Below are 12,529 nucleotides of genomic sequence, written 5' to 3' on the forward strand. Positions count from 1 at the left end.
TGCGGTGATCGGCGGTATGGTCCAGACCGATGTCTGTCGAGTTCGCGGTACTCGGTCCCCTGCAGGTCCGCGTGAACGGCAGGGAGCACCGGGTCGGCGGGTTCACCCGCCGGGCGACGCTGGGTCTCCTGCTGCTCAACGCGGGCCGCGTGGTGTCGATCAGCGAGCTCACGGCGGCGTTGTGGCCCGGCGGGCACCCGCCCACGGCGCGCGGGATCCTGCTCAACGTCGTGTCGGCGCTGCGCAAGGCCGGGCTCGACATCGTCACCCGCAAGCCCGGCTACCTGCTGCGCGCGGAACCGGATCGCGTTGACCTGCACCGGTTCCGTGCCGCCCTGCACCGCGCCGCGAGCGCACCGGGGCCAGAGCAGACCGCCGCGGTCCTGCGGGACGCGCTGGCGTTGTGGCGCGGGCCCGTGCTCGCGGACCTGGTGGCGGACGGCGTCACGTGGCCGGCGCTGGTGGAGATCACGCACCTGCGCGACGTGGCGGTCGAGGACAGGTTCGACGCCGAACTGGCGTGCGGGCGCCACCGCGAGGTGATCGCGGAGCTGGAGGCGCTGGTGAGCGATCACCCGTTGCGCGAACGCCTGCGCGGCCAGCTGATGCTCGCGCTCTACCGGTCCGGCAGGCAGGCCGACGCGCTCGCGGTCTTCCGCGCGGCGCGGGAACGCTTCGCCGCCGAGCTCGGCATCGACCCCGGGCCCGAACTGGCCGGGCTGGAGCGGGCGATCCTCACCCAGGACCCGGCCCTCGCGGCCACCCCTGGCCCGGCGCGGACCATGCTGGAACGCAAGAAGGTCAGCGTCCTCGTCGTCCGGCTGGAGCTGCCGGGAGCGGACGAGGCCGCCGACGAACGGCTGGAGACCGCGGTCGCCCAGGTGCTCAGGCACGTCGAGGCCTTCGGCGGCACCACCGTCACGACGCTCGGTTCGACCGTCTGCGCGGCGTTCGGCGCGCCGGTCAACCGCGAGGACGACGCCGCACGGGCCGTGCGTGCCGCGTTCGAGATCACCGGAGCGCATCCGGCGGCTGCCGCCGTGTCCACCGGGCCCGCGCTGGTCACGTCCGGCGATCGCGTCGAGGTCGGCGGCACGGTGCTCGACTCCGGTCTGCGGTTGCTCGCCCAGACCGGCAAAAGCGAGGTCAGGACGTGTCCGGTGACCGAAAGGGCGCTCACCCCGGCCCGGGACGACGCGCCGTTCGTGGGCCGCTCGCGCGAGATGGCCGCGCTCGTCGAGAAGTACGAGCAGGTCAGGGCGACGGGCCGGCCGAGGACGATCACGGTGGTCGGCGAGCCGGGCGTGGGCAAGAGCAGGCTCGTCCGGGAGTTCGCCACGGGCCGCCGGACGCTCACCGGCCGCACGCCCCCGTTCGCGCGTGACGACGTGTTCGCCCCGCTGGCGGAGATCGTGCGGAGCCACGCGCAGATCTTCGACACCGACGACGCCGCCGCGGTCACCGCCAAGATCCAGGCGATCAGCGACGACCCGTGGCTCGTCACCCAGCTCTGCGCGCTGGCCGGTGCCGGGCCGCAGGGCAGCGACGTGCTGATGGCGTGGCGCAGGCTGGTCGAACACCTCGCGGAGGAGCCGCTGGTGGTGGTCGTCGAGGACGTGCACTGGGCCGACGAGCTGCTGCTCGGTTTCCTGCACGGACTGGCCGACACCGCGGACGACGTGCCGTTGCTGGTGCTCCTCACCGCCCGTCCGGGGCCGCCGGTCCGAGGTGAGTCGATCACGCTGGACGCACTGTCCGAAGAGGACACCGCGCGGCTGCTCGAAACCCTGATGGCCCGCCATGACGTCGTGGCCGACGTGCGGACGTTGTTGCGCCGGGCGGCGGGCAACCCGCTCTTCGCCGCCGAGTACGTCCGCATGCTCCGCGACGGCGCCCCGGACGCCCTGCCGGAGACGGTGCAGACCGTCATCGGCGCGCGGCTCGACTCGTTGCCCCAGTTGGAGAGGTCCGTGCTGCAGGACGCCGCGGTCCTCGGTCCGGCGGTCTGGCCGGGCGCGGTCGCGGTCGTCGCGGAACGGGACGCCGCCGAGATCGCGCGCAGCCTGGAGGTGCTGGCACAGCGGGACTTCCTCAAGCGCCAGCCCAGCAAGGTCTTCGGCGAGGCCGAGTACGCCTTCAGCCACGTGCTGGTGCGCGACGTCGCGTACGACCGGGTCCCGCGTGGCACCAAGGCGATGAAGCACTACCACGCGGCCGAGTGGGTGCAGGCGCTGCCGCTGGAGCACGTTCCCCTGCTGGCGTACCACTTCCAGGAGGCGGTGTGGATCGCCGAGGCCTCCGGGAAACCGTGCGACATCATGGGCCGCAAGGCGCGGACGGCCCTGACCGACGCGGGCCGCAGGGCCACCGCACTGGCCGCCAGGGACACCGCGATCCGGTGCTACCGCGCCGCCTTGGCCGTCTGCCCGCCCGGTCACCCGGACAAGGCCGGCCTGCTCACGTTGCTGGGATCGTGCCTGGCGTGGAACGGCGAAGGGCTCGAGGAGCTGGCCGAAGCCGTCGAACTGCACCGTGGCGCCCAGAACTTCGCGGGCGCCGCGGAGGCCTCCCGGTCGTCCTGGCGCGCCGCGTGGCACCGGGGCGACCACGCGGCGGCCGAACGGCACCTCGACCGCACGATCGAGTTCCTCGCGCTGGCCGGCCCGGACGAGCGGGTGTTCGGCGTGCAGGCGTACCTCGCGCACTCCCTGACCCTCGTGGACAGGCTGGACGACGCGGTCAGCGCCGCGCGGGAGGCGTTGCGAGGTGCCACCGGCGTCGAACGGGCCATCGCGCTGGAAGCCCTGGGACTGGCCAGGGTCAAGCAGGGCGACCCGGACGGCATCGGCGACATGATCCAGGCCGTGGCCGAGCGCAGGACGGCCGGCGTCTCGCCCAGCCTGTGCCTGTTCAACACCGGCACCGCCTACGCCGTGCTCGGCGACGTCGACGCACGGCTCGCGGTGAGAGCCGAAGCACGAGTGGCCGCCCGGAGGCACGGCGACGACGACACGATCACCTGGCTCGACTCGTCGAGGTACCTGGACCTGTTCTGGGACGGCCGGTACGCGGAAGCCCTCCAGCACGTCGGCGAGTCCATCGCCCGCTCCCCCGGCCAGTCCCACCTGCACGCCGCCCGCGGCCGCGCCCGGTTGCTGACCGGCGACCTCCCCGGCGCCGCCGAGGACGCGGACCGGGCGCTGGAACTCGCGAGGAGCAAAGGCCATCCCGGCGAGTTGCAGCACCCGCTGACGTTGAAGGCCCGCATCGCGCTCCAGCAAGGCGAGCCGGCCGAGGTAGGCGAGCTGCTGACCCTGTTGCCCGGCCGCCAGATCACCGGTCCGATCGGTGTCGACCTGCCGATCGTGCTCGCCGCCGCCGGCCACGGCCCGGACTGCCTCGCCGAGGTGTCCTGGTCACGCTGGAAGGACGCCGCGCTCGCCTGCCTGAGCGGTGACCGGCACGAGGCCGCCCGGATCTACCGGGAGATCGGCTCCGTGCCGGACGCCGACGATGAGTCGCTGGTTATCGGCCGGAAATAGCGTCCGGGTGTGCCCGCGATCCCGCGCTACTTCCAGGCCAAGACCAGGTTGCTCGACCTGGTGAACGAACTGCCCGACAACACCCCGTTCCCGCCGGAGCGCGAGCTCTCGGACGTGTTCGGCATGTCCCGCACCACCATCCGCAAGGCGATGGACGAGCTCGTGCTGGAGGGCAGGCTCGTGCGCGGGGCCGGCCGTCAGGGCACCGCCGTCGCGCCTCGCAAGCAGGTCCACCGGATCAGCCTCGACGCGCTCGTGCAGGACCTCGCCGACCGCGAACAGGTCGTGGTCAGGGCCATCGGCGCGCAGGACGTCGTCAACGTCGAGTCGGTCCTCGTGCGCGGGGACGAACCGGTCGGCGTGCGGTCGACCTGCCTGCACGCGTCCCGGTTCCCCGGCTTCGCCGAGCGCTACGACGGCACGACCCCGCTGCGGAGGTTCCTCTCCGACGCCTACGGGGTCCGGTTCGGCGAGCCGTGTCCCTGGTGCACCACCGCGCTCGCCACGCCCCGCGTCGCCGGGCTGCTCGACGTCCGCCCCGCCACACCGGTGCTGTCGGTCGCGTGGCTCGGCCACGACCTCCGGGGTGCACCGGTCGAACGGTCGTGGGTCGTCCTGCGCGGCGACCGCGCGCACCTGACGATGCAGGGCCTTCGGCTCAGCGCACCTGCTCGGCCTTGAACTGCATCCGCGGCGCCGCGTAGAACTCCTGGGCCTGCACCAGCCGCAGCTCGCGCTCACCGGAGCGGTAGGTCAGGTCGATCAGGTCGAAGACGCTGGACGCGGTGCGCTCCAGTGCCAGCGCCGCGTCCTTCGTCTGCACGTAGTGGGCGGTGAACAGCGCGGCCGTGACGTCGCCGGACCCGTTCGCCTTGAACGGCAGGTGCGGGGTGCTCACCAGCCACGCCCCCGCGTCGTCCACGACGAGCATCTCGATCGTGCCCTCCTGCCGGTCGGGCCGCTCGACGCTCGTGACCAGCACGGTCGACGGGCCCATCGCGCGGGCGAGGTCGGCCGACGCGAGCGTCTCCTCGACGCTCGCCGGCTCGGTGCCGGTGAGGAAGCCCAGCTCGAACTGGTTCGGGGTGATGATGTCGGCCACCGGCACGACCCGGTCGCGCAGCAGCACGGGGATCTCGGGGGCCACGAAACAGCCGGACTTGGCGTTGCCCATGACCGGGTCGCACGCGTAGAGCGCCGCCGGGTTCGCGGCCTTCACCCTGCGCACCGCGTCGATGATCACATCGGCGATGCCCGTGCCGCCCTGGTAGCCGGACAGCACGGCGTCGACCTGGGGGAAGATCCCGCGTTCCTCCACGCCGAGCAGGATCTCGGCCACGTCCGACGGCGGCAGGAGCGGACCGCGCCACGCGCCGTACCCGGTGTGGTTGGAGAAGTTCACCGTGGGGATCGGGACGACCTCGACCCCGATGCGCTGCAGCGGGAACACGGCGGCGGAGTTGCCGACGTGGCCGTGGGCGACGACCGACTGGATGGACAGAACCTTCATTTCCCCAGCCTAGATCGCTACTCGCCGCCCCGATCGTTGACCGTAGGGTGAACGGGTGGCCGGCCGACGCACCGTACTGAAAACTTTCGCCCTGCTCCCGCTCGCCGGGTGCGCCACCCCACCTCCGAAGGACCCGATCAGCTCGTCACCACCGGCCACGACGACCAGCGCGGCGCCCGTGCGCCACGACGCCTTGTTCGAGCTGGAGAAGAAGTTCGACGCACGGCTGGGCGTCTACGCGATGAGCGACAACGGCAGCACCATCGAGCACCGGGCGGACGAGCGGTTCGCGTTCTGCTCGACGTTCAAGGGGCTTGCCGCGGCGGCGGTGCTGCACCGCAACCCGATGTCGCACCTGGACACCGTCGTCACGTACACCGAGGCCGACCTGATGAAGAGCTCGGTCATCACGAAGCTGAACGTCCGAACGGGGATGAAGCTGCGGGACGTGTGCGACGCCGCGGTCCGCCACAGCGACGGCACGGCGGGCAACCTGCTGCTGCGCGACCTCGGCGGTCCGGCGGAGCTCACGAAGTACCTGCGAGAACTGGGCGACACCGAGACGCGCATGGACCGCGTCGAGCCCGGCATCACCTCGGCCACGCCCGGCGACCCTCGCGACACCGCCACCCCGCGCTCGCTCGGCACGGACTACCAGCGGATCGTGCTCGGGGACGCCCTCGAACCGGCGAAGCGCGACTTCTTGACCGGCCTGCTGGAACGCACGGTGACCGGGGCGAAGCGCATCCGGGCCGGAGTGCCCGCGGGCAGCAGGGTCGCCGGCAAGACCGGTACCGGGGCGCACGGCACGGTCAACGACATCGCGGTCGTGTGGCCGCCGGGCCGGGAGCCGGTCCTGATCGCGATCATGTCCAGCAAGTCCGCCGAGAACGCCGAATACGACGAGGCCCTCGTCGCCGAGGCCGCCGCCTACGTCGTCAAGAACCTCACCTGACGGTCGACACGTCCGCCCACACGGTCTTGGAGTCCGGGAACCGGTTGTGCCCCCACACCTGGGCCAGGCCGTTGACCAGCAGCAAACCCCGCTGCCGGCGTCCGAGGAACCCCATCCGGCCGAGTTGCGGGAACCGGCCGGGCGTTCCGTCGTCGACCTCGACCCGCACCACCTCGCGTTCCGGCAGGCACAGCACGCGCGCGCTCCGGTTCGGGGCGGCGTGGTGGTAGGCGTTGCTCACGAGTTCCGTGGCCACCACCATCACGTCGACCACGACGTTCTCGTGCATCCCTCTCAGGAGACGACGAACCTCCGCACGCACGTTCGCGAGCGGCAGAACACCCTCCGGTAGGACGAGGTCCAGTCGTTCGGTGGACCGTCCTGCAACACCCATCAGCATCTCCAAGCGCCCTGCTGGTTCAAGGCACGAGCCTCGGTACCCCGGAACGCACAGGTCGAAACCTGCCGGCCTGTCATCACGTCTCCCTGGGAAGGACGGCCCACACGACGGTGCCACCGTGAGCCCTGTCGACACCCCAGCGATCCGACAGCCGGGCCACCAGGACCAGGCCGTAGCCGCGCTGCGGCCGGGACACCTTGCGCAGCGGCGGATGAGCACGGGCGTCGTGCGCGATCTCGATGCGGATCTTGTGGGCTTCCACGACGACGCGCAGGAACGACGGTTCCGACGTGTACCGGTAGGCGTTGCTGACCAGCTCGTTCACCACCAGCAACACATCGGCGACGGCGTCGGTGTCCTCGCCCATCAACTCCAGCCGCACCCAGCGGCGGACGGCAGCGAGTGACGGTCGTTGCCTGCCCAGGGGCAGATCCGCCGCCTCACCCGTGCTGGCTGCCTGGTCGCGAGCCAAACCGCTCCTCGGTCAGTTGATCAGTTCGGCCGCGGGTTACCCGGGTGCATCCGCCGCCAAACCAATCGTTCATCAACTTGAACTACCCTCACGGCTCGCCGCGACTCCAGGGGGAACAGCATGCCCAGGTCCTTGACGCCGTTACTGGCCGCATTGCTGGTCATGTACTCCGTGTTCCAGATGCTCATCGGTGTCGTCGCACCGCTCGCCGGCGAACTGGCCCTCACCCCGTTCCAGCTGAGCCTGGTCTTCACGGTCACCTCCGTGACGATCACCGTGGCGAGCCTGCTCTGGGGACTGCTGTTCGACGCCGCGGGCCCGCGTCCCGTGCTGTTCGCCGGACTCCTGCTGTGCGTGGCCGGCCCCGCCGGTTACGCCGCGGCGGTGGCGTTCAGCCTCGACGAGACGCTGACGCCCGACGTGGCGTTCGCGTTGGTGCTGCTGTTCCGCTCCGTGCTGTTCGGCGCGGGCCTCGCCGCGGTGCTCGTCACCGCGCTCGCCGTCGCGGGTCTCTCCACCCACGGCGAGACGGCGCGCACCCGAGCCATCGGCTTCGTCGGTGCCGCTCAGAGCCTCGGCACCGTGATCGGCCCGGTCGTCGGCGGCGCGCTCGCGGTGGCGTCCGTGTGGCTGCCGCTGTACGTCGCGCCCGTGGTCGCCCTGCTGCTCGCGCTTCTGGTCCTCGTCACCATCAAGCCTCTCGCTGCGCAGGAAGGGGAACCGGTGCAGGCCCAGCCGCTGCAGCTGGTGCCCGCTTTCGGCACGGGCTTCTTCCTGCACGTGTCGCTGGGGATGGCGCAGGTCGTCGTCGTGTACCTCTCGTCGGAGAGGCTGCGGGAGAGCACGGGCAGTGCCGAGGGCGTGCTGTTCGCCTCCGCCATCGGCCTGGTCCTGACGCAAGGGCTGCTCGTGCCGCTGCTGAAGTGGTCCCCGGTCCGGCTGATGCGGATCGGCTCCCCCGTCTCGGTGGTCGGCTACGCACTGCTCGCGGTGGCTCCGTCGTCCGCGCTGATGGCGCTGGCGTTCCTGGTGGTGGCGGTCGGCGTCGGTCTCGCGCTCACCGGGTTCGCCGCGGCGGCCTCGCTCGGCGTCGGCCCGCGGCACCAGGGCCTGGTCGCCGGGCTGGTCACCACCACGAGCGGGCTGACGTTCATCGTCGCACCGATGCTGAGCGCGCTGCTGTACGAGGTGGGGCCGCTCGCGCCCGTGCTCGCCGCCGCGCTGGCCGCCCTGGTCGCGACCGGGTTGTCGTTCGTCCCGGTGACGCCGCAGGTCTCCCGGCCGGTGGGGTGAAGCAGGCTGCTGCCGCGGTGCGAACTGAGGCTGCCGGACTGATCGACGAAGCCACTACGCTGCGCACGTGACGCGTTACCTAAGCGTGCTCGTGCTGGCACTGCTCACCGCGACGGCCGTGGCCGTCCCCGCGCAGGCCCACGCCGAGCTCAAGAGCAGCAATCCGGCGTCCGGCGCGGCCCTGGCGGCTCCGCCCGAGCAGATCGAGCTGGTGTTCAGCGCGCCCGTGCAACTGCCCGACGGGGACGCGATCACCGTCACGGGGGCCGACGGCACCAAGGTGCCGGTCACCCAGGTGCAGGCCGTGGACAGGACGATCACGGCGAAGATCGACGCGACCGCGGCCAAGTCCGGCGCGCACACGATCGCCTGGTCGGCCAAGTCCGACGACGGCGACACCGTCAACGGCACGTTCAGCTTCACGATGGCCGTCGTGGCGCAGTCCACGTCCGCCAGCGCCCCGCCGTCGTCGGTGACGCCGAGCACGCCGGTGTCGAACGCTCCCCCGTCGACCACGCCCTCGGAGTCCGGTGGCGTGCCGGTCTGGGTGTGGATCCTGATCGGGCTAGCGGTCGTCGTCGGCGCGATCCTCCTGGTCCGCCGCCGCAAGCCGGAGAACCCGTAGCCGTTCGGCCAGGAGCTCGCGTTCGGCCGGGTGTTCCGCCCGGTCGAGCGCGGCCTCCAGTGCCGCAGTCGGATCTCTCCCGAGCCGTTGCAACAGGTCCGCGCGCACGGCGTGGAACAGGTGGTAGCGGTCGAGGTCGAGCGCGTCGACCTCCAGCAGTGCCCGCTCCGGGCCTTCGGTCTCGGCCAGCGCGACGGCGCGGTGCAGGGCCACGACGGGGTTCGGCGTGAACGCCATCAGCTGGTCGTAGAGGGTGACGACCTGGTGCCAGTCGGTCGGCGGGTCGCTGTGCACGGCGTTGATCGCGGCCTGGACCTGGTACGGACCCGGCCGGTTCCAGCGCAGGCAGCGGCGCACGAGGTCCTGGCCCTCCCGCACGAGATCCGCGTTCCACAGCGCCCTGTCCTGGTCCTGGAGCAGGACGATCCCGCCGTCGCGCAGCCGTGCCTCCCGGCGGGACGCGACGAGCAGCATCAACGCGAGCAGCCCCCACACCTCGGGCTCGTCCGGCATGAGCCCCGCGAGCGCCCGGCCGAGCCGGATCGCCTCCTGCGCGAGCTCCGCCCGGTCGAGGTAGCCCTCGTTGAAGATCAGGTAGACGACGGCGAGCACGGCCCTCAGCCGTTCGGGCAGGTCGGCGTCGCGCGGCACCCGGTACGGGATGCGGGCCGCGCGGATCTTGCCCTTCGCGCGCACGATCCGTTGCGCCATCGTGGGTTCCGGCACCAGGAACGCCTTGGCGATCTCCGCCGTCGTCAGGCCGCCGAGCAGTTTCAGCGTCAGCGCGACCTGGGCGGGCAGCGCCAGCGACGGGTGGCAGCAGGTGAAGATCAGCCGCAGGCGGTCGTCGGGCACGTCTCCTGCCTCCTGCTCTTCCGGTTCGTGGCTCAGCAGTGCCGCCTGCGCCTGCTTCTCGCGGCCCTTGGCCTCCCGGCGCAACCGGTCGACGGCGCGGTTGCGGGCGGTCGTGATGATCCACCCGGCCGGAGCGGGCGGGACGCCGTCGACCGGCCACCGCAGCACGGCCGTCGCGAAGGCGTCCTGCACCGCCTCCTCGGCGAGGTCGATGTCGCCGAGCAAGCGGGTCAGGACGGACACCGCACGGCCGTACTCGGCGCGGAAGACGTCCTCGACCATCAGAACGCTGCGGGCCTGACCTCGATCGACAGCGGACTGAGCACGCCCGCCAGCCGGCGGCCCCACTCGAGCGCCTCGTCGAGGTCGGCGGCCTGGATGACCGTGAAGCCGCCGATGTGCTCCTTGCCCTCGGCGAACGGCCCGTCCGTCATCAGCACGTCGTCGTCCTTCACCCTGAGCACGGTCGCGGTCGACGGCGGGTGCAGGCCGGCGGCGAACACCCAGACGCCCTTGGCCTGCATCTCCTCGTTGAGCGCGGTGAGGTTCGCCATGATCGGTTCGAGCACCTCGGGCGGCGGGGCATCGCCGTCGGGCTGGTAGATGCTGAGCAGGTACTTCTGCGTCATGGTGGGCTCCCTTCGCCCTCTGTACGAACGGGGCGGGCCCGCTTCGACGACCATGGCGACATGATCCCGTTGATCCTCCCCCTCGACGACCCGCGAGCCGTGCCGGCCGTGGCCGGCGGCAAGGGCGAGTCGCTGGCGAGGCTCGTCCGCGCGGGCCTGCCGGGTTCCACCTCACGACCCACGCCTACCGCGAACGGAGCAGAGGGGACATCGGGTCCCACGACGAGTTCGAGATCCACGAGCCTCGTTCCGCCGAGGCCCGGCGTGGATGACGGCGCAGCTGGACGCGCTGACGGGTCCCGCGGCGTTGCTGGAGCGGCAGGCTGCGGCCCGCGGCCGTCGTGACCGATGTCGGCGCGCCCTTGTCGCACGCGGCGATCGTGGCGCGGGAGCTGGGCATCCCGGCGGTGGCGGGCTGCGGCAACGCGACGACCCGCATCGCCACGGGGGAGGTCGTCCGGGTGGACGGTGCTCGGGGCACCGTGCGGAAGGTGCGCTGAGCCCGGGTCAGTTGTGGGCGAGCACGTTCTGCATCGAGACGAGCTGACGGCGCATGCGTTCCCGCACCAGGTCGATCACCTCGGTGACCGTGTCACCCTCCGCGTAGGCCTGCACCTCGACCCACTTCAGGTCGAGCCGGGCGTGCGCGTGGATCACGGACTTGTCCGAGGTCAGGTTGACCCACGCGAAGTCGACGCGGTCCGGCGCGTAGCGGTCCAGCGAGCCGATCCGGTCGGACGCGTAGTCCCTGGCCTGCTCGGGAATGGCCTCCGCGAGCGAGACCTGGATGTAGTCCATCGCCACCTGCCTCCTCAAGGCCGTGCGGCACCGCAACGTGGCCGGTTCGACGATACGAATCCGGACGCGACGCCGAACCAGGCGTTGGTCCCGACAGGGCAGGGACTTTCTACCGAGAAGAGGGTGCGAGCACGGGACCTCGCGATGTCACCGGGATCAAGTCTTCGGTACCAAAGCGGAAACTCGCTGGTCCAGTTGCTCCTCGGTGGGCGAGCCGGTGAGCAGTTCCACGGACCCGTCGGTGCCCACGAACGCGAACGTCGGCTGCGCGGTGACGCCGAACCGCTTCCACACCGCGCCGTCCAGGTCCGCCAGGTGCGGGAAGCCGGACATCCTGTGGTCGCTCACGAACTTCTTCATCGCGTCGAGCTGGTCCTCCGCCGCGACCCCGACGAACTGGACGTCGCCGTGCCGCTTGGCCAGCGCCTCGACCGTCTCGGCCTCGGCGTTGCACGACGGGCACCACGGCGTCCAGAACCAGAGCACGACGGGCTGGCCGGCGAGCTTGTCGCCGCGGAACTCCTCGCCGTCCAGCGTCTTGGCGGTGAACTGGAACTTCTCCGGCGTCGGCGCCTTCTCCGCGCAGCCGGTGAGCAGCAGGATCCCTAGCAGCAGTCCGAGGATGCGCATACGGCTCCTCACCTCCTGCCTGGACCTACGGCCTTGCGCCGCCTCCGGTTCAGCCACCAGGCACCCGCGATCGCCAGCGCCACCACGAACGGCCACGGCCCCAGCGCCCCGACGAGCTGCACGAGCACGTTCTGAAACCGTCCGGCTCCGCGCACGACCGGGTCGATCGCGCTGCCCCCGGCCAGGAACAACCGCAGCTCGTAGACGCCGTAGTAGGTCACGTACGCACCGACCGCGATGAGGACCACGCCACCGATGCGGCCGACGTGGGGCAGCACCTTCCTGATGTGCGGTGCGAGCGCCGAACCCGCTACGGCGAGCACGGTGACGATGAGCCCCATGCCGAGCGCGTAGGCGAAGAACGCCATCACGCCCGTCTGCAGCGATGCACCCACCACGGCGAGGAAGGGGCCGATGGCGCACGAGAGAGAGGCGATGGCGAACGCGATGCCGTAGCCGTACATGGACCAGAGGCTCTTCGGCGCCGCCTGCAGTTTCGGCAGCCGGAGGTAGAGGTCCTTGCCCAGCACCAGGAGCACGCCGACGACGACCATCACGAGCCCGATCAAGACCGTCACGAACGGCAGATAGCGCTTGAGGGTCGCGGCCACCGGGCTCACGAGAATTCCGAATGCGCCGAAGAAAGTGACGAATCCGGCCGCCATCACCAAACCGGACATAAAGGCTCTTGCTGGACTGTCCCGGGCCACCAACGCCAAATAGGCGGGCAGCATCGCGAATCCACACGGGTTGACCGTGGCCACCATTCCCGCGACGACCGCGAGTGCGAACTCGTGCACGACGCTGAGGCTAGAGTTGC

The 12,529-nt window shown here is 71.3% G+C and carries 14 protein-coding genes; 6 read left to right on the forward strand and 8 right to left on the reverse strand.

Annotation, left to right across the window (positions count from 1 at the left end):
• The first annotated feature begins 29 nt into the window (after positions 1–29).
• A complete protein-coding gene (locus DFR72_RS23645) occupies positions 30–3,542 on the forward strand; it encodes an ATP-binding protein (protein ID WP_090064913.1) in 3,513 nt (1,170 codons plus the stop codon).
• Positions 3,543–3,551: 9 nt separating this feature from the next.
• Positions 3,552–4,223 carry a GntR family transcriptional regulator gene (locus DFR72_RS23650; protein WP_090064914.1) on the forward strand — a complete coding sequence of 224 codons (672 nt, stop codon included), beginning with the start codon at positions 3,552–3,554 and terminating at the stop codon, positions 4,221–4,223.
• Here DFR72_RS23650 and pdxY read toward each other — a convergent pair.
• Complete coding sequence (gene pdxY / locus DFR72_RS23655) at positions 4,201–5,052, reverse strand: pyridoxal kinase PdxY (RefSeq protein ID WP_090064915.1); 852 nt, start codon at positions 5,050–5,052, stop codon at positions 4,201–4,203. The genes DFR72_RS23650 and pdxY overlap by 23 nt on opposite strands.
• A 55-nt stretch (positions 5,053–5,107) precedes the next feature.
• On the opposite strand from pdxY, the gene bla reads away from it, so the two are divergent.
• Complete coding sequence (bla, locus tag DFR72_RS23660) at positions 5,108–6,007, forward strand: class A beta-lactamase (protein ID WP_090064916.1); 900 nt, start codon at positions 5,108–5,110, stop codon at positions 6,005–6,007.
• Here bla and DFR72_RS23665 read toward each other — a convergent pair.
• Positions 6,000–6,407 carry an ATP-binding protein gene (locus DFR72_RS23665; protein ID WP_342768669.1) on the reverse strand — a complete coding sequence of 136 codons (408 nt, stop codon included), beginning with the start codon at positions 6,405–6,407 and terminating at the stop codon, positions 6,000–6,002. The two genes, bla and DFR72_RS23665, sit on opposite strands and share 8 nt — an antisense overlap.
• Before the next feature lie 76 nt (positions 6,408–6,483).
• Entirely contained in the window at positions 6,484–6,879 is a 396-nt protein-coding gene (locus DFR72_RS23670) for an ATP-binding protein (protein WP_114773740.1), read from the reverse strand.
• Positions 6,880–6,999: 120 nt separating this feature from the next.
• On the opposite strand from DFR72_RS23670, the gene DFR72_RS23675 reads away from it, so the two are divergent.
• Together DFR72_RS23675 and DFR72_RS23680 are read left to right on the forward strand one after the other, a co-directional pair.
• Positions 7,000–8,172: an MFS transporter gene (locus DFR72_RS23675; protein WP_090064919.1), complete on the forward strand. Its 1,173-nt coding sequence runs from the start codon at positions 7,000–7,002 to the stop codon at positions 8,170–8,172.
• Positions 8,173–8,239: 67 nt separating this feature from the next.
• Positions 8,240–8,797, forward strand: coding sequence for a copper resistance CopC family protein (locus DFR72_RS23680; RefSeq protein WP_090064920.1), 558 nt, complete (start codon positions 8,240–8,242; stop codon positions 8,795–8,797).
• Here the strand turns inward: DFR72_RS23680 and DFR72_RS23685 are convergent.
• Together DFR72_RS23685 and DFR72_RS23690 are read right to left on the reverse strand one after the other, a co-directional pair.
• Positions 8,738–9,934 carry an RNA polymerase sigma factor gene (locus tag DFR72_RS23685; protein WP_090064921.1) on the reverse strand — a complete coding sequence of 399 codons (1,197 nt, stop codon included), beginning with the start codon at positions 9,932–9,934 and terminating at the stop codon, positions 8,738–8,740. The two genes, DFR72_RS23680 and DFR72_RS23685, sit on opposite strands and share 60 nt — an antisense overlap.
• Positions 9,934–10,281, reverse strand: coding sequence for a YciI family protein (locus DFR72_RS23690; RefSeq protein ID WP_090064922.1), 348 nt, complete (start codon positions 10,279–10,281; stop codon positions 9,934–9,936). The genes DFR72_RS23685 and DFR72_RS23690 overlap by 1 nt, the downstream gene beginning before the upstream one ends.
• A gap of 380 nt (positions 10,282–10,661) precedes the next feature.
• Here DFR72_RS23690 and DFR72_RS23695 point away from each other — a divergent pair, with 380 nt between their 5' ends.
• Entirely contained in the window at positions 10,662–10,781 is a 120-nt protein-coding gene (locus tag DFR72_RS23695) for a PEP-utilizing enzyme (protein ID WP_245983432.1), read from the forward strand.
• Positions 10,782–10,788: 7 nt separating this feature from the next.
• Here the strand turns inward: DFR72_RS23695 and DFR72_RS23700 are convergent, their stop codons facing one another.
• The 3 genes from DFR72_RS23700 to DFR72_RS23710 form a co-directional block, all read right to left on the reverse strand.
• Complete coding sequence (locus DFR72_RS23700; RefSeq protein WP_143086681.1) at positions 10,789–11,079, reverse strand: HPF/RaiA family ribosome-associated protein; 291 nt, start codon at positions 11,077–11,079, stop codon at positions 10,789–10,791.
• Positions 11,080–11,235: 156 nt separating this feature from the next.
• On the reverse strand, positions 11,236–11,709 hold the full coding sequence (locus tag DFR72_RS23705; protein ID WP_090064924.1) for a TlpA family protein disulfide reductase: 474 nt from the start codon (positions 11,707–11,709) through the stop codon (positions 11,236–11,238).
• An 8-nt stretch (positions 11,710–11,717) separates the two neighbouring features.
• Complete coding sequence (locus tag DFR72_RS23710) at positions 11,718–12,509, reverse strand: cytochrome c biogenesis CcdA family protein (protein ID WP_245983403.1); 792 nt, start codon at positions 12,507–12,509, stop codon at positions 11,718–11,720.
• Positions 12,510–12,529 lie beyond the last annotated feature (20 nt).

The organism is Lentzea flaviverrucosa (assembly GCF_003350445.1).
GTDB lineage: Bacteria > Actinomycetota > Actinomycetes > Mycobacteriales > Pseudonocardiaceae > Lentzea > Lentzea californiensis.

What these genes read in the sequence shown, in the direction of transcription:
- DFR72_RS23645 (WP_090064913.1), top strand. Translation starts at nt 30, where the DNA reads ATGTCTGTCGAGTTCGCGGTACTCGGTCCCCTGCAGGTCCGCGTGAAC.
- pdxY (WP_090064915.1), bottom strand. Translation starts at nt 5,052, where the DNA reads ATGAAGGTTCTGTCCATCCAGTCGGTCGTCGCCCACGGCCACGTCGGC.
- DFR72_RS23665 (WP_342768669.1), bottom strand. Translation starts at nt 6,407, where the DNA reads ATGCTGATGGGTGTTGCAGGACGGTCCACCGAACGACTGGACCTCGTC.
- DFR72_RS23675 (WP_090064919.1), top strand. Translation starts at nt 7,000, where the DNA reads ATGCCCAGGTCCTTGACGCCGTTACTGGCCGCATTGCTGGTCATGTAC.
- DFR72_RS23685 (WP_090064921.1), bottom strand. Translation starts at nt 9,934, where the DNA reads ATGGTCGAGGACGTCTTCCGCGCCGAGTACGGCCGTGCGGTGTCCGTC.
- DFR72_RS23690 (WP_090064922.1), bottom strand. Translation starts at nt 10,281, where the DNA reads ATGACGCAGAAGTACCTGCTCAGCATCTACCAGCCCGACGGCGATGCC.
- DFR72_RS23700 (WP_143086681.1), bottom strand. Translation starts at nt 11,079, where the DNA reads ATGGACTACATCCAGGTCTCGCTCGCGGAGGCCATTCCCGAGCAGGCC.
- DFR72_RS23705 (WP_090064924.1), bottom strand. Translation starts at nt 11,709, where the DNA reads ATGCGCATCCTCGGACTGCTGCTAGGGATCCTGCTGCTCACCGGCTGC.